The sequence below is a fragment of the Algoriphagus sp. A40 genome, from assembly GCF_002002735.1.
Lineage (GTDB): Bacteria > Bacteroidota > Bacteroidia > Cytophagales > Cyclobacteriaceae > Algoriphagus.
Genome location: NZ_MUNY01000078.1, coordinates 149,896 through 167,766 on the forward strand (window position 1 = coordinate 149,896; position 17,871 = coordinate 167,766).

The following is a 17,871-nucleotide window of genomic DNA, read 5'->3' on the forward strand; positions in this document are numbered from 1 at the left end:
TTGAAATCAATAAATATTGAATATTGAATATAGAATTAGGAATGTCGAACACCGAATACTGAATATCAAATGATGATGTAAAGCATCGTAAATCCGAAATCGAAAATCAAAATGTCCCCAAACACCCTGCCGAAACAGGGCTCCAGTTATGGAAAACACACAAAACAAACCCTACAGCATCCTACTGTATTATTGCTACGCAAAAATCGAAAATCCCGAGGAGTATCGGGAAGAACATCATCTGTTCTGCGTCGAAAACAACATCCGAGGCCGAATCATTATCTCTGACGAGGGGCTGAACGGAACTGTTTCCGGATTGATTGACGACTGCGAAAAATATATGGCCTACATCCATGCTGATCCGAGATTTTCCAAAACAGAATTCAAAATCGATTACTTCGACAAGCATGCATTTGCCAAAATCCATGTCCGTTATAAGCCGGAAATTGTGCATTCTGCCCTTCGCCACCTGGATCCAAATGTGAAAACCGGGAAGCACCTGGCTCCTGAGGAATTCAAAGCCCTAAAAGATCAAGAAGATGTGGTGATTCTTGACGTGCGCTCCAATTACGAACATGAGCTTGGTCGATTCAAAAATGCCATTACTCTCGATATCGACAACTTCCGGGATTTTCCTGAAAAAGTAAAGGAGCTGGAGCATCTGAAAAACAAGAAAGTGCTGACTTATTGCACCGGTGGAATCAAGTGCGAAAAAGCTTCTGCTTTCCTCTTGGAGCAAGGTTTTGAAGATGTGTATCAACTTCACGGCGGCATCATCAAATACGGCATGGAAGCCGGAGGGGAAGATTTTGAGGGGAAATGCTACGTCTTTGACAATCGAATCGCAGTTGATGTCAACAAAGTCAACCCCACCGTCATCTCTACTTGTTATGTCTGCGGGACTAACTCCGACCGTATGGTGAACTGCGCAAATCCTACTTGTAACGAGCACCTGCCAATTTGCGAAAAATGTGGCTGGGAATTGGAGGGAACTTGCTCGGTTGAGTGTAAGGAAAACCCGGAAAGGCGCGAATATGACGGAACTGGCTATTACCAAAAAAACACCAACGGGTACAATCCATACAAAGGTCTTCACCGAATGCCCAGTAAAGAACTGATCCAAAAGCTCCATGGAGAACCGGCAAATTCCTGAGTCCGAACTGATTCTCAACCGTGATGGAAGTATCTATCACTTACATTTGAAGCCAGAAAATCTGGCTTCACTTATTTTTACTGTCGGTGATCCGGATCGGGTAGGGCTGGTTTCTGAGCATTTTGACCGGATAGATTTCAAGATCAAAAAGCGGGAGTTTGTCACTCACACGGGCTGGCTCAATGGCAAAAAAGTCACCGCCATGAGTACCGGTATGGGCACAAGCAATATCGAAATACTTCTGACCGAGTTGGATGCCTTGGTCAATGTGGACTTGAAGACCCGTACGGTCAAACCGGAAAAAACCAGCCTAAATATCATCCGGCTTGGCACTTCCGGCAGTATGCAGGAAGACATTCCTGTGGGCACTTTGTTGGCATCGGAGATCGGGATAGGCTTGGATTCCCTGATGCAGTTTTATCCTCATCCTACAGGAGATCAATCCATAGCCTTGGCGATACAGAAGGAGTTGGGGCTTTCCTTTACCCCCTATCAGGCAATGGCCGATCCTGAGCTTCTTTCCTACCTTGACAATCAATATATCAGAGGTGTCACATTGACCTGTCCGGGATTTTATGCCCCTCAAGGAAGGGAAGTAAGGCTAAAGCCGAGGTTTGATTCGATGATCGAGCGACTTGCGGCGATGTCGGTTGGCGGTGTCCGACTGACAAATTTTGAAATGGAAACTGCCGGATATTATGCATTGGCAGAACTGAAGGGTCATCGTACCCTCAGTCTCAATGCCATCGTTGCCAACCGACCTTTGAAAGTATTTGATCCCAGCGCGGAAGAGACTGTAAAAAAAATGATTCGTTCAGCCTTGGATATTTTCACAAAATTCTGTCCTGATATTTCCTGATTTCTCGCCTTATCGGCATTGGCTTTTGATTCAATCAAGACCGATGAAACCTATTTTCGATCCGCTTATCAAGCCAAAATACTTCAGAAATTGATTTTTTACCCTTGAAAATTTATGTGTCTTATAAATTAAACCTCAACCCATTTTTCAGGTTTAACAAGTAGGAGTTTCCGATAAATAATTGATTGTTAATGCCTTTCATTTTATTTGAAAGAGCCCGGAATTGGATTTTCAACTACAACATGAACTACTGCCGACAATTTTCATTGCTATTGTTTTTTTTAGGCCTTGTGCATTTCTCCCAGGCTCAGGGAATCAGTTTGAAGGGAAAAATTGCTGATGGAAGCAATGAGCAACCTTTGGAATTTGCAAATATTGCTTTACTCAATCCTGTGGACTCCACCCTTGTCACTGGGGGAATGAGTGACCTGGATGGAACATTTTCTTTTGTTGGGAAACCAGGTGATTATCTGTTTAGAGTTGGATTCATCGGGTATAGGGATTTTTTTGAAAAAATCAGATTGGGTGATCGTCCAACTTTGAATTTTGGAACCATCAAACTGGAACCGGAATCCCAAAATCTGGACGAAATAGTTGTAGAAGGTGTGACTTCTATGTTCGAGTCTGATATCGATAAAAGAACCTATAATGTAGAAAACAGCATTGTTGCCGAAGGTGCCACCGCAGCTGAATTATTGGCGACTTTGCCTTCCATTCAGGTCGATGACGAAGGCGGAATCAGCATGCGGGGCAGCGGGAATATCCTGATTTATATTAATGGCCGCCCATCCAACCTGTCAGGAGATGATGTGGAAAGCATTCTTTCGCAGTTTCCGGCCAGCAGCATCAAAGAAGTTGAGCTGATCACCAATCCCTCCTCTCGATACGATGCAGCAGGAGTTGGAGGGATTATAAACATCATTTTGAAAAAAAATACAGCAACAGGATTCAATGGCCAGCTCAATGCTTCGATCGGAACCCGTGAAAAATATCAGGCAGGAGTAAACCTGAATTACGGGAGGGAAAAGGCGAATTACTTTTTCTCCTACAACTGGCAGGATCGCCGGGAAATCGAATCCGGTAGCGGAACACGGACTACCTCTCTGGAGGGATTTTCTCCCGTTTTGGACCAGGATCAAGATGGATTGGAACTTGAAAAAACCCACTTGGTGCGTGGAGGTGTTGATTTCACTTTAAATCCGGGTAAAACGCTGGGCTTCTATTTTCAGGGAAATTTTGATGATGAGAGTGAGTTGGCTGATATCAATCAGCGAAATATCAGTTCAAGCGGAACACTGGATTCCACATTTTTCCGAAGGAATGAAGAATACAGCGTTTCATCCAATTACGAGGGTGGACTGACATACAATTGGGAGATTGATTCCCTGGGACAAAAGCTTTTCACTTCCTTTACTTATTCCAAAGACGAGCGAAGTCAGGATGAGTTTTATGAGCAGCAGTTTTACTACGGAGACGGGGAGGAGGATCCTTCAAAAAGAATAGTTCAGACCAATAATCGCCCTCGAACCAGCGGACTTTATGTGACACAGTTGGATTATGAAAAACCTGTTGGAAAAAGCGGTACTATAGAAACTGGACTTAAAGGGACTTTTGGCAACTGGAATTCGGGGCAGGTTTTTGCTCAGGGAGACCTTTCGACAGATTTTGAGCCGGTGGAGGTAGATAGCCTGACAGAAAGCTATGACTACACAGAGAATGTCTATGCGGCTTATCTTATTTTCAAAAACAAAAAAAATAAACTTGGTTATCAGCTAGGACTGAGAGCTGAATACACCGAAACCTTGGGTGTAACAGAAAAGCGCAACCAGGAAATTCCCAATAATTACTTCGATATTTTTCCAAGTGCCTATCTGACCTATAGCCTGGGAGAGGAAAACGAATTAAGTGTGAATTATTCGAGAAGAATTTCCAGGCCGGGCATTTGGGGACTGGCACCGATATACCAAGTCAATGACCAATACAATGTGAGCATTGGTAATCCGTATTTGCAGCCGGAATACACCGACAGCTATGAGTTTGGGTATATGAAAGGCTGGGAGCGTTACCTACTCAATGCGACGGTTTACCATCGGTATTCCACCGATGTGGAGACACGAATCACTTATCTGACCGAAAACAACGTGGCCGTCCAAACCCGGGAGAATGCGGACACTCGGTCCAGCTCCGGTTTTGAGTTGATCAATCAGTTTCAGGTTTCCAAAAATATGGATGCAACCCTGACCGGGAATTTCTTTTACTCCAAAGTCAACGGGGAAAACATCGAAGAAGGATTCAGCAATGAAAATTTCAGCTGGACAATCTCTCTTTTGAGCAATGTTATCATCCCAAAATGGTTTAGCATGCAGTTACAGGGCAATTACCGCGGCCCGATTGTGCAGCCACAAGGCCAGATCGAGCCCCAATGGAGCATCAATCTCGGAGCGAAACGCGAGGTGCTTTCCGGCAAAGGGACAGTCAGTCTCAATGTCACAGATATTTTCAATACGAGGAATTTCAGGATCACAACTCAGGATCCGAGATTTACCCAGACCCGTACATTCCAGAGAGAAACCAGAATCGGGACACTTTCATTCACTTATCGTTTCGGTGGTTTCAAGGAAAATAGAGAGGACCGCGATAGCAGAAGGGAAGGCGGAGACGATTTCGGAGGAGTTGATTTTTAGAAGAAAAACTGGGCAATTGGCTGACCTTTTTTACATTTAAGCATGAGCCTGTTGACCGAACAAATCATCGAATCCCTGCGTGATAAAGCTATTCCTGAGAAAGCTGCCTTTTTACCTAAATTCTTCAAAGCATTCCCCGGTGGTTATGGAGAAGGAGATCAGTTTTTAGGTGTGACGGTGCCGGAGCAAAGAAAGATTGCCAAGGCCTGCTTCCGGGATATTTCATTGGACGAAGTTTCGGAATTACTTCAAAATCCCTTTCATGAAGTTCGGCTTACGGCTTTGATGATACTGGTTTATCTCTATAAACAGCTAAAATCAGAAGCTGATCACCATGAGCTCGTTGAGTTCTATCTCCATCATCTGGACTGGGTCAACAACTGGGATTTGGTGGATACATCCAGCCATGCGATCTTGGGTCATTATTATTGGAAAAAGGACAAAAGTCTGTTTTACCACCTGGCTGGTTCGCACGATCTCTGGCGGCAGCGGGTCGCCATGATCAGCAGCTATTTTTGGATCAAAAAGGGAGACTTTGCCGATGCCCTTGCTTTGGCGGAAATCCTGAAAAACCATCCTCACGACCTGATGCATAAGGCTGTCGGTTGGATGCTTCGGGAAATTGGAAATCGGGATTTTGACACAGAATTTCAATTCCTAAAAACCCACTATCAGACGATGCCCCGAACTGCTTTGCGCTATGCGATTGAGAAGTTTCCGGAGGAGTTACGTCAGGATTTTTTGAAGGGGAAAATTTGAATTTTGCCACGAAGGCGCGAAGGCACAAAGTAAAATTTATTTGCGCCTTAGTGTCTTAGTGGCTAATCTTTTTATTCTATCCCCTCCAATTCACTCAATTCCAGCCAAGCCAGTTCCAATTCCTCCAATTCAGAGTCGATTGCCTGAAGTCGACTAGTCCAAGTCATCAACTTGTTCATGTCGGAAGTCCCGGCCGCGATTTGATCGTTTAATTGGAGCTTTTCGCCTTCCAGTTTGGCAATCGTTTCGTTGGTTTTCTTAAACTCCTGTTTCTGCTTGTAGCTGGCCTTGATCTTTGGAGCAGATTCTTGCTTCTCAATTCTTGCCTCTTGCTTCTCGACCTTAGGCTCTTCCGTCTTCGGTCTTCGGTCCTCCGACTGATTCTCTTTCTCCCATTCCCTGAAATCCGTGTAATTCCCCGGGAAATCACGGATTTGGCCTTCTCCTTCAAACACAAACAAGTGTTCCACCAATCGGTCCATAAAGTATCGGTCGTGGGAAACGATGATCAGACAGCCAGGAAAAGTGTCCAAAAATTCCTCCAGGATATTCAAAGTCATCAAATCCAGATCATTCGTCGGTTCATCAAGAATCAGGAAGTTTGGATTCTTTATTAATACCATCAAAAGTTGAAGACGTCGACGCTCTCCACCACTCATTTTTGCAATAGGAGTGAATTGCTGCTTTGGTGGAAAACCGAATTGGGTCAAAAACTGGCTTACGGTGATCGTCTGACCTTTGTCCAAAGTCACGATTTCTGCCACTTCCTTCACCACATCGATCAGTCTCTTTTCCTCATCAAATCGGTCTTCTTCCTGACGGTAATAGCCATAAGCCGTCGTTTGACCCACAGAAATTTTGCCTGAATCAGGTTGATTCAATCCGGTGATCATTTGGAGGAAAGTCGTTTTTCCTGCCCCGTTTGGTCCGACAATTCCTACTCGGTCTTTCTTTTTGAAGACGTATGAAAAGTCCGTGACAAGCGTTTTTTCTCCGTAAGCTTTCGAGATTTTGTCGATTTCCAGAATCTTATTTCCAAGTCGCTGAGTAGAAACCGTAAGCTCAATATCACGCTCTTCTCGCTTAGTGAAGGCTTTTTCTTTGGTTTCCTCAAAAGCATCTACTCGGTATTTGGCCTTGGTGCCACGGGCTTTTGGTTGACGTCGAATCCAGTCCAATTCCTTTTTGTAGAGGCTTTTGGCTTTTTCGATTTCGATGTCTTCGTTTTGCATTCGCTCGGCTTTCTTGTCCAAAAAGTAGCCGTAGTTGCCTTGGTAGCGGTGAATTTTTCCCTGATCTAATTCAAGTATTTCGTTGGTGACTTTCTCCAAAAAGTAACGATCGTGAGTCACCATGAAAAGTGAAAGGTTGGCTTTTGCCAAATAGTCCTCGAGCCATTCAATCGTCTCCAAATCCAAATGGTTGGTTGGTTCGTCAAGCAAAAGCAAATCAGGTTTCTCAAGGATGGCTTTTGCTAACGCGACTCGCTTGCGCTGCCCACCGGAGAGCGTCCCAACAGGCAAATCGGTATCGTGAAGCCCGAGTTTTCCCAGCACTTCCTTTACCTGATATTCAAAATCCCAAGCCTGAAACGCATCCATTTTCTCAAAAAGATCAGACATCTTATCCGAGTTGTCAATCCCACGCTCCGAGTCCAAAAGCGCCTTGTGATAATCCTCAATTACCTTCAGGATTTCACTGTTGCTCTGGTCAAAGATGGTTTGGTAGATGCTCAGTGAGCCTTCAAAAACCGGGTTTTGATGGACATAGGCGATCTTGACGGACTGGTTGATTCCGACTTGGCCGGTGTCAGCGATTTCCTGACCCATGATGATTTTCATCAAAGTGGACTTTCCAGCGCCGTTAATACCAACGAGAGCTATTTTTTGTCCTTGGGAAATTCCAAAGGATATATTTGAAAAAAGCTTCCGTTCTCCGAAAGCCTTACTGAGATTTTCAACTGAAAGGTAATTCATGCCGCAAAAGTATGAAAAAGTAGACTGGGAACCTTTCTCACTTTGAACATTAAGCTGTTGTGTGCCTATCAGATGATTTTTAAAGCTCAAATTCCAATCGAATACAGCTCAAATTTGCCTGGTATTGAGCCGAATTTATTCCAGTTTGTTGGATTAATGAGCCGAATAAAAATTTTAAGAAAATTTGCGCAGGAATGTAGGAGCTTCTATTTGCAAAGAATATTTTGCCACTGGCCAATTTCCTGCAGCATGTTCCCATTTTTTCTCCTGCTTGCTGCAGGCAACCGTACAACTTATCTTTCGAAATGAAAACGCTCCAAGACATCCTCAAACTCGGCGACCCAAGATTGTATGAAGTCTGTGAACCCGTCTCGAGAGCTGACCTTCCTTTGGTTCCCGAATGGACTAAGCAACTTCACGAAGCAATGGAGGATATCAGGCGGGTATATGGATTTGGGAGGGGAATTGCTGCGCCGCAGATGGGGATCATGAAGCGGATGTTTTACCTGAACTTGGATCGACCTTACATCATTTTGAATCCCGAATTGAAAAACTTGAGCGATGAAAAATTCGAACTTTGGGACGACTGCATGAGTTTTCCCAATCTTCTGGTCAAAGTCAAACGCTACCAATCTTTGACTTTGAAATACACGGATGAAAACTGGCAAAAGCAGACTTGGATCGTTGACGGGGCCATTTCAGAATTGATTCAGCATGAATATGATCACTTGGACGGAATTCTGTGTACGATGCGAGCTATTGATGAGAAGAGTTTTAAGTGGAAAGAATAGGTTGAAATACTTTGGAAATAAAATAGAGATAAGGGAGAAATACGATAGAAATACTTTTTTCTAGACGGATGGGAATTTCAGATCGTTTCCTAATTGGCTCATTTTAAAAGAAAATACGGCTCAAATCATGGTGAAATTGAGCCGTATTTACCTCGTTTTTGGAGGTTTTTGAGCCGAATCAGACTATAAGCCTTCAATTTGGTTTTATTTCACGCAGCGCACCGGAGTTTATTTCCATCGTATTTCAGCTTGGTTATTTCACGAAGCAAAGTGTATTTCAACGGTATTTCCATTGTATTTCCCTTCTCATATCTTTACAAAATGAATTTCCCCACCCTCTCCGATATCCGCTCTGCTCACACCCGCATCCAGCCTTTTATCCACCGAACTCCAATCCTGACTTCCTCTGCGATCAATGAAATCGCAGGTTGTGAGATTTTTTTCAAATGCGAAAACTTCCAAAAGGTGGGCGCATTCAAAGCACGAGGTGCAGCCAATGCGGTCATGAAACTTACTCCCGAGCAACGGGCCAAAGGCGTAGCGACTCATAGTTCTGGTAATCATGCCGCCGCACTTGCGCGTGCAGCAAGTGTAGCTGGAATACCTTCCTACATCGTCATGCCGTCCAACGCTCCTGAGATCAAAAAGAAAGCGGTCAAAGGTTACGGCGGAGAAATCATCGAGTGCGAACCTACTCTCAAAGCCCGGGAAACTACCCTGGAAGCGGTCGTGGAGCGAACTGGTGCTGTTTTCATCCCACCTTTTGACTACTTAGATGTGATCGAGGGCCAAGCCACATGTGCACTGGAAATGCTGGAAGACCAGCCTGATTTGGATTTTCTGATGGCTCCGGTTGGAGGTGGAGGTTTGTTGGGAGGCACCGCTTTGACAACTCACTATCTGAATCCCAAGGTGAAAGTGATTGCAGGGGAACCGACTGGTGCGGATGATGCCTATCGCTCTTTTCATGCAGGTCACATTATTTCTCTGGAAAAGACTAATACCATCTCCGACGGGCTGCTCACCACGGTGGGGAAACTCAACTTCCAGCTGATTCAAGCCTATGTGACCGATATCCTTCTGGCTACTGACCCTCAGACGATCGAAGCCATGCGCCTGCTCTATGAGCGGATGAAGATCGTAGTCGAACCCTCCGGTGCAGTTACTTTGGCAGCCTTGTTGGCAAATAAGGAGCGGTTTGCAGGCAAAAAAGTCGGGATAATTCTTTCTGGAGGAAATGTGGATTTGGGGAAGTTGCCTTTTTGAAAACTGTAAATTGAATAGTCTCTTTTAGGACAAGCTAGATTTATCTTTTTTGAAGGCTTCAACCTTCCAACTTTCCCATTATTCAACACCCATTCAGGAACATTTTTCTATCTTTGCCCCCTGATTTTCACGAAACCACGCCCCGTTTTTCGGGTTTAAAGCTGAGAAAACTACACCCATGAACAAAGAAGTCCGCGTACGTTTTGCCCCGTCTCCTACCGGAGCATTGCATATCGGCGGCGTCCGCACCGCCCTATACAATTACCTTTTTGCCAAAAAAATGGGAGGGAAATTTCTCCTCCGGATCGAAGATACCGACCAAACACGCTTCGTACCCGGAGCAGAGGATTACATCAAGGAATCGCTGGAATGGCTGGGGATTTCCCCTGTCGAAAGCCCTTGGAATCCCGGAGGCTGCGGTCCCTACCGACAGTCAGAGCGTAAGCCTATGTACATGCAGTATGCGCTTGATTTGGTCGAGAAAGGGCATGCCTATTACGCATTCGATACTTCTGAAGAACTCGAGGCGATGCGTGAACGACTCACCGCTGCCCGGGTCGTACAGCCTCAGTACAACAGCATCACAAGGACTCAGATGAAAAATTCCCTCACGCTCACCGCTGAGGAAGTAAAAGCGCGTCATGCATCCGGTGAACCCTATGTGATTCGTATCAAAATCCCAAGAAATGAAGAGGTCCGCCTGAATGACATGATCCGGGGATGGGTGATGGTGAATTCCAGTACGCTGGATGATAAGGTGTTGATGAAATCTGACGGGATGCCAACTTACCACCTAGCCAATATTGTGGATGACCATCTGATGAATATTACCCATGTGATTCGGGGAGAAGAATGGCTTCCTTCAGCACCGCTTCACGTGTTGCTTTATCGCTATTTTGGATGGGCGGATTCCATGCCGCAATTTGCGCACCTTCCGCTTTTGCTCAAGCCAGACGGAAATGGCAAGCTCTCCAAGCGGGATGGTGACAAGTTGGGTTTCCCGGTTTTCCCTTTGAATTGGACAGATCCATTCACTGGAGAAAAGTCCTCCGGATTCCGTGAGCAAGGCTATTTGCCGGATGCTTTCTTGAACTTCCTGGCCTTTCTGGGTTGGAATCCCGGCGACGAACGAGAACTCTTTACAATTGAGGAACTGGTGGAAGCCTTCTCTGTGGAGAGAATCGGTAAGTCCGGTACCAAGTTTGACATTGCCAAAGCCAAATGGTACAACGAGCAATACCTGAAGGTGAAACCAATTGATGAACTCGCGGCTTTTTTCATAGCTGATGCAAATGCGGAGGGTTTTGAAGTGCCCGCCGATAAGACCGAAGCTATCGTGAATCTTGTCAAAGGGAGAGTCACATTTCCTGCTGACTTGTGGAAGGAAAGTAAATTTATCGTAAGTGCACCTACTGAATTTGATCAGGAAATTGCCTCAAAAAAATGGAACGCTGATGCAGTTAAAGTCCTGGGAGCCTATGCTGTCACATTGGAGGGATTTAGTGGTCCTTTTGATGCGGGGACTGCCAAGGCTTTGCTCGAAAGCACAGCCGAAACCGAAGGAATTAAGCTGGGCAAAGTAATGCAAGCAGTTCGTCTTGCAGTCACTGGTTCCGGTGCTGGTCCAGACTTGATGGAGGTTTTTGCTATCTTGGGTACCATGGAAGTGGCCAAAAGAATTCGATTTGCGTTAAGCACTTTGACCGTTGTAGCATAAGATGACCAAGAAGAAGAAAAAAGAAGAAGAGCCCCGGGTTCATGAAGAGCTCAAGGGCTTCAAAATGGAAATAAATTCCTTTGGTGAAATTTCGTCCAGTTTTTCCATTGACAAGATCAACGAGTTTCTCAACAAAAATGTAGAGGACAAAAAACTAAAGGATAGGGATGATCAAAGCAAGGAAGATTAATGCCTTCGAATGTTAAAAAATAAAACTAAAAGCTCCTGATTGGAGCTTTTTTTATATACTTGAGTTTCAATTTTCAATTCAACTACGTCAATGAAAAAGACTCTGCTTTGGCTTTTTAGTTTTTCGGTTTTTTCCTCACAACTTTTTGCACAATCAGGCACAATCACCGGCGTAGTCAAAGACGCCGAAACTGGTGAAACGCTACCATTTTGCAATGTCTTTGTCAACAACACCACGATCTCCACTGCTACGGATCTGGAGGGAAAGTTCACGCTCACGGGACTGGAAGCAGGTCCCTTGGAGCTTGGGTTTTCCTTTATGGGATATGTGGCTGAGACGAGAAAAATAACCTTGAATCCTGGTGGCACCTTGACGCTCAACCTGGATATGAAGCCCTTTGCCCAGGATCTAAGCGACGTGGAGATCAAAGCTTCCAGAGACAAAAATTGGGAAAGGGACCTGCGTAAATTCCAAAACCTGTTTATCGGGATCGACGATGCTGCTGCCCAGACTCAGATTCTGAACTCTTGGGTGATTGATTTTCCTCCTGCCTCTGACAAAGGGGCTTTTACTGCCAAAGCTGACCTGCCGATCGAGATCGAAAACCGGTATTTGGGCTACAAAATCACGTTCAACCTCCAGGAGTTTTTTGATTCCCCGACTAATTACCGGATTTCCGGAGCTGCCAGGTTTGAGGAGTTGAACGCCGATTCCGAGACACAAAAATCGACCTGGGAAAAGAACCGGGCTGAGGTTTACCGCAAATCACCCATGAATATGTTTCGGTCGATGCTCAATGGGAGTCAGGAGCGGGAGGGTTTTTATCTCTATGGTGACAAGGCCGGTGGCTCAGCCAGTATGAACATGCGCTCGGACGTATTCGCCAATGAATTAGGCAAGTCAGTGGTTCCGTATAAAGCTGACCCTTTGGTCACCCCCACCAGTCCTCCGGGGCAGTTTTTCATCAACCTCAAAGGCCGGATCGAGATCCATTACCAGAAAGGTTTTGCTCAGGCCAATACCTACAAAGATGCACCCTATCCAGTCTCATGGCTGGAAGTGGCAGGGGGAAAGGTGAAAGTAAAGGAAAACGGCACGGTCATGAATCCTCAGGATTTGGTTTTTTCCGGGGACATGGATAGGAAACGGATTTCCAATTTATTGCCTTTGGATTACAATGCCGAAAAGGCAATTATGCTCCAGGACTTGGCCAAAACCGCCAAAAACTACCAGGAGAAAGTTTACCTCCACACCGACAAGCCCTATTACTATGCCGGTGACCAGGTCTTTTTCAAGGGATATTTGGCCTATGGCAACCCCTACCTAAGGGCTGAGCTCAGCAAGGTACTTTATGTGGAATTGATCAGTACCGAACGGGACATTTTAATAGAAAAGAAATTCCAGATCCGTGATGGAATTGTGGTTGGCGATTTTTATTTACCGGATTCAATGGCAGGGGAAAAGTACTTTTTGCGATCCTATACCAACTGGATGAGAAACTATGGCCCCAACCAGTATTTTGTGCAACCCATCAGCATTTTGGATCCCTACAAAAGAATTGCTCCGGATGAGGCTGTGGGGACTTGGGAGGTTCAGGGAGTGCAGTTGAAAGCTGACAAGAGCCAATTTGGCGCCCGGGAAAAAGTGGAAATTTCCCTGAAAATCACCGATCAGAAAGGAAACGCCATTCCTGCTACCCTATCAGCTGGGGCATGGGATGCGACTCAGATGGTTCCGGTGAACCGGGTCACAGATATGGAAAAAGCGTTGGGACTTCAGGGAGTTTCAGAATCCCTAGGTTTGGACCGGTTTTCTTATCCGATCGAAAAAAGCCTTTCGATTTCCGGAAAAGTCACAGATGAAAAAGGCAAAGGTGTGGGCACCTCTCTGACCGCCTTTGTCAATGATTTCCAGGGAATGATCGACCTCGAAACCGGAAGTGACGGGACATTTTCCCTGACAGATATGGAATTTTATGGGCCGATGAAACTGGCTTTTTCCGCCTTGGATAAAAAAGGAAAACCCTTGAATGTTGAATTGCCTGCTACACTCAAAGCCCCCGTGGCACTGCCTGCGGATGCTTTTTTCCCAAAAGTAATTATCCTGGCAACTCCTGTAAAAACACCTAATCCGGAGGAGCCCCAGGTAGAAGAGAGTAGCACAAATGAGCAAATCCCAGGTGAAAAACCGGCCATTTATGGCACTCCGAATTTTGTAGTAAAAGGAGAGGATCTTACCAAGACCGGAAACAATTCGGACCTAGTCAGCAGTTTGGCTGGACATGTCCCAAGTATGCGGGTCTCTTTGGTTGGAGCTACCGGGCAACAGCAGATTAGGATACGTGGTGGGGCCATTTCGGCTGGTGGGAGCATGGAGCCGATTGTGATGATCAATGGAAATATCGTGGGCAGCTCAGGAGCAGCATCTGCGGCAGACAATCTGAGAAGTGTCAATCCGTATGACATTGATCGGGTGGAAGTCGTCACGCGTATGGCACCGATGCTGGGCGATCAGGGGAAAAACGGCGTGATCGCTGTTTACCTCAAGGATCGACTTGTACAGGATCTTTCGGGACAGCCTGGACTAAAGGAATTTGTGGTCGAAGGATACCAACCAAGCGGCAGTTTCTTTGTGATGGATTATGAGCAAATGACCGATCCTGTAGAAAAAGACGACCGACAGACGCTCTATTGGAATCCGTATTTGATTGCAGATGAAAAGGGAGAATTGAGCTTTTCTTTCTATACCAACGATTCGCCGGGTCCGGTTGTGATTGAAGTCAGAGGACTTGGGATTGATGGAGAAATCGTCAGTGGTACCTTTATCCTGAATAAGAAATAGGGCGAGTCCTGCGAATTCACTTATTTTTGAAAATGTTTCGAATCCTTTTCGTCCTGATCCTTCTAGTTCTCCCCTTTGGGGCTTTTGCTCAGTTGAGTGTGGGAATCAGGGGCGGTTATGCCACCTCCTCCTATAGTTATCAAGCTACTGCATCCACCAGAAGTGCCTCTGTGGATGGAATAGGCGCGCCAACTTTTGCCTTCGTGGTGGAGTATTTTAACTCAAAAAATGCAGGTATCGAGCTCAACGTCCAGCAATTGACTTTGGGCTTTAGGCAATTTAGCATCGAGGAGGAATTGAATCATACGGAATTGACCTATCTCAAATTCCCTTTGCTGGCAAGTTTTTTTGCGGGAAAATCAGGCAGGTTTCAGATCAAGGTTGGTCCTCATCTGGGATATCTGCTGAAAGCAGAGGATATCACCCGCGATTATTCCGGAGCGACTCCACCGGAATTGCCAACTTTCGGAGGTGCATCTGATAATACGAACAAGTTTATGTACGGAATCACTGCCGGAGCCGGGATATCCAAGCTTTTTGGTAAAAGTACCATTTCCGGGGAAGTAAGGTTTGCCTATGATTTCACCAATCCCGAGTCGCAGGATCGGATTTACGACATGAATTCGACCAACCTGGAGTTTACCTTGGCTTACCTTTTCAGAATAAAAGAAAGGAAGGAGTAAACTGGAATGGTCTGGGACTTGTAAGCTTAATGGGACTACTTAACTTTGAGCCAAAGCTTTAAACCTAACCTATCTTGAAAATCCAAATCATCAACGGTCCCAACCTCAATCTGCTTGGAAAAAGGGAGCCGGAAATCTACGGAAGCGAGACATTCGAAGATTACTTTGAGCATTTGCAAAAGCGCTTTCCGCAAGTGGACCTCCATTACTTCCAGAGTAATGTGGAAGGTGAACTGATCAATAAAATCCACGAGGTGGGATTCAGTTTCGATGCCATTTTGCTCAACGCCGGTGGATATACTCACACTTCGGTGGCTATTTCGGATGCCATATCGGGTGTTACTACTCCGACCCTTGAAGTTCACATTTCCAATATTTATAAGCGCGAGGAATTCCGCCACAAAAGCATTATCTCCAAGTCCTGCATAGGTATGATTTCAGGTTTAGGATTGAAAGGCTACGAACTTGGTGTTACTTATTTTCTCCACACTCCAGAACTATGATCACTTTTGCTCCGGGACCATCTAAAGTTTACGATGCGCTTCCCCAATACATGCAGGATGCCTATACTCAGGGAATCCTGAGTGCAAATCACCGCAGCGGCGTTTTTATGCATCTTTATCAGGAGACTGAGCAATTGATGCGGGAAAAACTCCACATGCCGGATGATTACAAGTTGTTGTTCACTTCGTCGGCGACAGAAAACTGGGAGATCATTACTCAGTCAATCGTCGAGAAAGCGAGCTTTCACCTCTACTCCGGATCATTTGGAAAAAAGTGGGTTGAATATGCCAAATACATCATTCCGGCGACAGGCTCGCTGAAACTTGAAGCCAATCAGGCAGTGGACGTGGCCGGATTGGAGATCGGAGAGGACTTTGATCTGATTGCGATTACCCAAAACGAAACTGCCAATGCCACGCAGGTTCCGATGTCGGTCATCGAAGCGATCGGGGAAAAGTTTCCCGAGAAAATGATTGCTGTGGATACGACTTCCTCTATGGGCGGGATTGAGCTGGACTTCAGCCTGGCTGACATTTGGTATGCCTCAGTCCAGAAATGTTTTGGCCTTCCGGCTGGATTGGGAATTTTGATCCTTTCTCCAAAAGCGATCGAAAAATCCCAGCGGAAAGGTGAAAAGGGAAGGTACAACAGCTTGAGTTTTATGCTGGAAAATGCAGCAGGATACCAAACTCACTATACCCCAAATGTGTATGGGATCTACCTTCTCAATAGGGTTTTGAAAGATCTGGAGGAGATCCAGCACGTCGATTCACGCTTGAGAGCACGCATGACCAAGCTTGAGAATACTATTGCACAATCAGAGAAATTCAGGATGCTGGTGGACAATGCAGAAACCAGAAGTACTACCGTGATGGCTGTGGCAGGATCAGAAGACTTGATTTCGGCTGTGAAAAAAGCCGCTGAAAAGGAAGGAATGCAGTTGGGAAGCGGGTATGGGCCACATAAACCGACCAGCTTCAGGATTGCCAACTTTCCAGCGATTACCGATGCGGAGTTTGATCGCTTGATTGAGTTTTTGAAAAACTATTAGAAAATTTCCACCGATCAGAATTTAATGAAAAAGCCCGGAGTCAATTCCGGGCTTTCCTGTTTAGTTTAATTCTTGGACACTTTCATTCGCCGTAAAGGGATTTTTCTTTCGGATCATTCCATCCGGCAATTCACCCTCGGTACTAGCAACTACCGTGGCGACCACTACATCACCGGTAATGTTGACCACAGTTCGGAACATGTCCAAGATTCGGTCTGGTGCCATAATCAAGGCAATTCCCGCAGCTGGGACTCCGATGGATTCCAATACCACGATCAGCATAATCAATCCGGCTCCGGGAACTCCAGCCGAACCGATTGCTGCTAGGGTGGATGTCAATACAATCATTACTTGATCTCCGAGCGTCAGTTCCATTCCCAATGCCTGAGCAATAAATACAGCAGCCACAGCCTGGTATAGACTGGTACCGTTCATATTGACAGTAGCCCCAAGAGGGAGGACAAAGCTGGAAACGTTTTCAGATACACCCAATTCCTCCTCCGTGAGCTTCATTGTGACAGGAAGGGTGGCATTGCTGGAGCTAGTCGTGAATGCTAAAAGCTGGGCAGGGCGAATAGCCTTGAAAAAATCTAAATACTTGACTTTGGTAAATGATTTGAGAAAAAGAGGATAAATCACCAGCATCATCAAGAACAGACCACTTAGTACAATCAGGCTATATTTTAAAAGTGCCAACAGCAATTCTACAGCAGAATCCGGATTGTCACCGGCAATTTCCACGATCAGTGAGGCCATCAAAGCGAACACTCCATAGGGAGCAATCATCATGATGTAAGTCACGATCTGAATTATTATTTCATTGAGCCCGTCAAAAAAAGCTATGACCGGTTCAGCCTTGGACTTTGGAATTTGCAACAGTGCAATGCCTGCTAAAATCGCGAATAGCACGACCTGAAGCATAGCAGTATTGTCAGTCATTGCCTGAAAAAGATTTTCTGGAACCATGTCCACAATTGGCTGAAGCGGACCTTGCTCCTTTAGTTCTGAAGCTGCATCTGCTCTGGTCCCTGCAGCGACTTCATAGGATTTCATCAAATTATCCTTGGTGGAGGCTGGAATCGCTTCCCCTGGCTTAAAAAAATTAACGAGGACCAATCCAATAACTATCGCGATGACTGTGGTGAGCAGGAAGGAAATTAAAGTCTTACCACCGATTCGGCTCAGTTTGGAGATGTCGCCTAAATTTGCCACACCGATTATCAATGAAGCCAATACCAAAGGCATAGCAATCATCTTTAGACCATTGATGAAAATTGTGCCAATAGGTTTGATGAAGTCTATGGTGATCCAGCTTGGGATTCCGGTTTTGAGGGTAAGCAGGCCATAAACCAAACCCAACACCATTCCAATGATAATCTGGGTATGTAGAGGTAATT

At 45.5% G+C, this 17,871-nt stretch carries 14 protein-coding genes; 12 read left to right on the forward strand and 2 right to left on the reverse strand.

The features are described 5' to 3' along the window. The first annotated feature begins 148 nt into the window (after window positions 1-148). The 4 genes from B0E43_RS20560 to B0E43_RS20575 all read left to right on the forward strand — a co-directional run bounded on the left by B0E43_RS20560 (window position 149) and on the right by B0E43_RS20575 (window position 5,455). A complete protein-coding gene (locus B0E43_RS20560) occupies window positions 149-1,153 on the forward strand; it encodes a rhodanese-related sulfurtransferase (RefSeq protein WP_077353264.1) in 1,005 nt (334 codons plus the stop codon). After that, complete coding sequence (locus B0E43_RS20565) at window positions 1,131-2,012, forward strand: nucleoside phosphorylase (RefSeq protein WP_077353265.1); 882 nt, start codon at window positions 1,131-1,133, stop codon at window positions 2,010-2,012. Before B0E43_RS20560 ends, B0E43_RS20565 begins: the two co-directional genes overlap by 23 nt. A 191-nt stretch (window positions 2,013-2,203) precedes the next feature. Next, complete coding sequence (locus tag B0E43_RS20570) at window positions 2,204-4,696, forward strand: TonB-dependent receptor domain-containing protein (protein WP_254423470.1); 2,493 nt, start codon at window positions 2,204-2,206, stop codon at window positions 4,694-4,696. Between the two features lie 42 nt (window positions 4,697-4,738). Beyond that, the gene (locus B0E43_RS20575) at window positions 4,739-5,455 is read left to right on the forward strand and encodes a DNA alkylation repair protein (RefSeq protein ID WP_174567134.1); all 717 of its coding nucleotides are present in this window, start codon (window positions 4,739-4,741) and stop codon (window positions 5,453-5,455) included. Window positions 5,456-5,526: 71 nt separating this feature from the next. On the opposite strand, the gene B0E43_RS20580 is transcribed toward B0E43_RS20575, so the two are convergent. After that, entirely contained in the window at window positions 5,527-7,431 is a 1,905-nt protein-coding gene (locus B0E43_RS20580; RefSeq protein WP_077353266.1) for an ABC-F family ATP-binding cassette domain-containing protein, read from the reverse strand. A gap of 305 nt (window positions 7,432-7,736) precedes the next feature. Here B0E43_RS20580 and B0E43_RS20590 point away from each other — a divergent pair, with 305 nt between their 5' ends. The 8 genes from B0E43_RS20590 (at window position 7,737) to B0E43_RS20625 (ending at window position 16,474) form a co-directional block, all read left to right on the forward strand. Further along, window positions 7,737-8,222: a peptide deformylase gene (locus B0E43_RS20590; RefSeq protein ID WP_077353268.1), complete on the forward strand. Its 486-nt coding sequence runs from the start codon at window positions 7,737-7,739 to the stop codon at window positions 8,220-8,222. Window positions 8,223-8,543: 321 nt separating this feature from the next. Beyond that, window positions 8,544-9,488, forward strand: a complete 945-nt coding sequence (locus B0E43_RS20595; protein ID WP_077353513.1) for a pyridoxal-phosphate dependent enzyme — start codon at window positions 8,544-8,546, stop codon at window positions 9,486-9,488. A gap of 178 nt (window positions 9,489-9,666) precedes the next feature. Then, window positions 9,667-11,205, forward strand: a complete 1,539-nt coding sequence (gene gltX, locus B0E43_RS20600) for a glutamate--tRNA ligase (RefSeq protein WP_077353269.1) — start codon at window positions 9,667-9,669, stop codon at window positions 11,203-11,205. Between the two features lies 1 nt (window position 11,206). After that, window positions 11,207-11,395: a hypothetical protein gene (locus B0E43_RS20605; RefSeq protein ID WP_077353270.1), complete on the forward strand. Its 189-nt coding sequence runs from the start codon at window positions 11,207-11,209 to the stop codon at window positions 11,393-11,395. 90 nt (window positions 11,396-11,485) lie between these two features. Continuing rightward, window positions 11,486-14,236, forward strand: coding sequence for a carboxypeptidase-like regulatory domain-containing protein (locus B0E43_RS20610; protein WP_077353271.1), 2,751 nt, complete (start codon window positions 11,486-11,488; stop codon window positions 14,234-14,236). A 32-nt stretch (window positions 14,237-14,268) separates the two neighbouring features. Continuing rightward, complete coding sequence (locus B0E43_RS20615; RefSeq protein WP_077353272.1) at window positions 14,269-14,919, forward strand: outer membrane beta-barrel protein; 651 nt, start codon at window positions 14,269-14,271, stop codon at window positions 14,917-14,919. A gap of 74 nt (window positions 14,920-14,993) precedes the next feature. Further along, on the forward strand, window positions 14,994-15,422 hold the full coding sequence (gene aroQ / locus B0E43_RS20620; protein WP_077353273.1) for a type II 3-dehydroquinate dehydratase: 429 nt from the start codon (window positions 14,994-14,996) through the stop codon (window positions 15,420-15,422). Continuing rightward, complete coding sequence (locus B0E43_RS20625; RefSeq protein WP_077353274.1) at window positions 15,419-16,474, forward strand: aminotransferase class V-fold PLP-dependent enzyme; 1,056 nt, start codon at window positions 15,419-15,421, stop codon at window positions 16,472-16,474. Before aroQ ends, B0E43_RS20625 begins: the two co-directional genes overlap by 4 nt. A 60-nt stretch (window positions 16,475-16,534) precedes the next feature. Here the strand turns inward: B0E43_RS20625 and B0E43_RS20630 are convergent, their stop codons facing one another. Beyond that, window positions 16,535-17,839 (reverse strand): dicarboxylate/amino acid:cation symporter, encoded by a 1,305-nt coding sequence (locus B0E43_RS20630; RefSeq protein ID WP_077353275.1) that lies wholly within the window; start codon window positions 17,837-17,839, stop codon window positions 16,535-16,537. Window positions 17,840-17,871 lie beyond the last annotated feature (32 nt).

Bases quoted from the DNA above. Each gene is read 5' to 3' on its own strand.
- B0E43_RS20560 (WP_077353264.1), top strand. From the start codon at position 149: ATGGAAAACACACAAAACAAACCCTACAGCATCCTACTGTATTATTGC.
- B0E43_RS20575 (WP_174567134.1), top strand. From the start codon at position 4,739: ATGAGCCTGTTGACCGAACAAATCATCGAATCCCTGCGTGATAAAGCT.
- B0E43_RS20595 (WP_077353513.1), top strand. From the start codon at position 8,544: ATGAATTTCCCCACCCTCTCCGATATCCGCTCTGCTCACACCCGCATC.
- B0E43_RS20570 (WP_254423470.1), top strand. From the start codon at position 2,204: ATGCCTTTCATTTTATTTGAAAGAGCCCGGAATTGGATTTTCAACTAC.
- B0E43_RS20615 (WP_077353272.1), top strand. From the start codon at position 14,269: ATGTTTCGAATCCTTTTCGTCCTGATCCTTCTAGTTCTCCCCTTTGGG.
- B0E43_RS20565 (WP_077353265.1), top strand. From the start codon at position 1,131: ATGGAGAACCGGCAAATTCCTGAGTCCGAACTGATTCTCAACCGTGAT.
- B0E43_RS20605 (WP_077353270.1), top strand. From the start codon at position 11,207: ATGACCAAGAAGAAGAAAAAAGAAGAAGAGCCCCGGGTTCATGAAGAG.
- B0E43_RS20630 (WP_077353275.1), bottom strand. From the start codon at position 17,839: ATGGTGTTGGGTTTGGTTTATGGCCTGCTTACCCTCAAAACCGGAATC.
- gltX (WP_077353269.1), top strand. From the start codon at position 9,667: ATGAACAAAGAAGTCCGCGTACGTTTTGCCCCGTCTCCTACCGGAGCA.
- B0E43_RS20580 (WP_077353266.1), bottom strand. From the start codon at position 7,431: ATGAATTACCTTTCAGTTGAAAATCTCAGTAAGGCTTTCGGAGAACGG.
- B0E43_RS20610 (WP_077353271.1), top strand. From the start codon at position 11,486: ATGAAAAAGACTCTGCTTTGGCTTTTTAGTTTTTCGGTTTTTTCCTCA.
- B0E43_RS20590 (WP_077353268.1), top strand. From the start codon at position 7,737: ATGAAAACGCTCCAAGACATCCTCAAACTCGGCGACCCAAGATTGTAT.
- B0E43_RS20625 (WP_077353274.1), top strand. From the start codon at position 15,419: ATGATCACTTTTGCTCCGGGACCATCTAAAGTTTACGATGCGCTTCCC.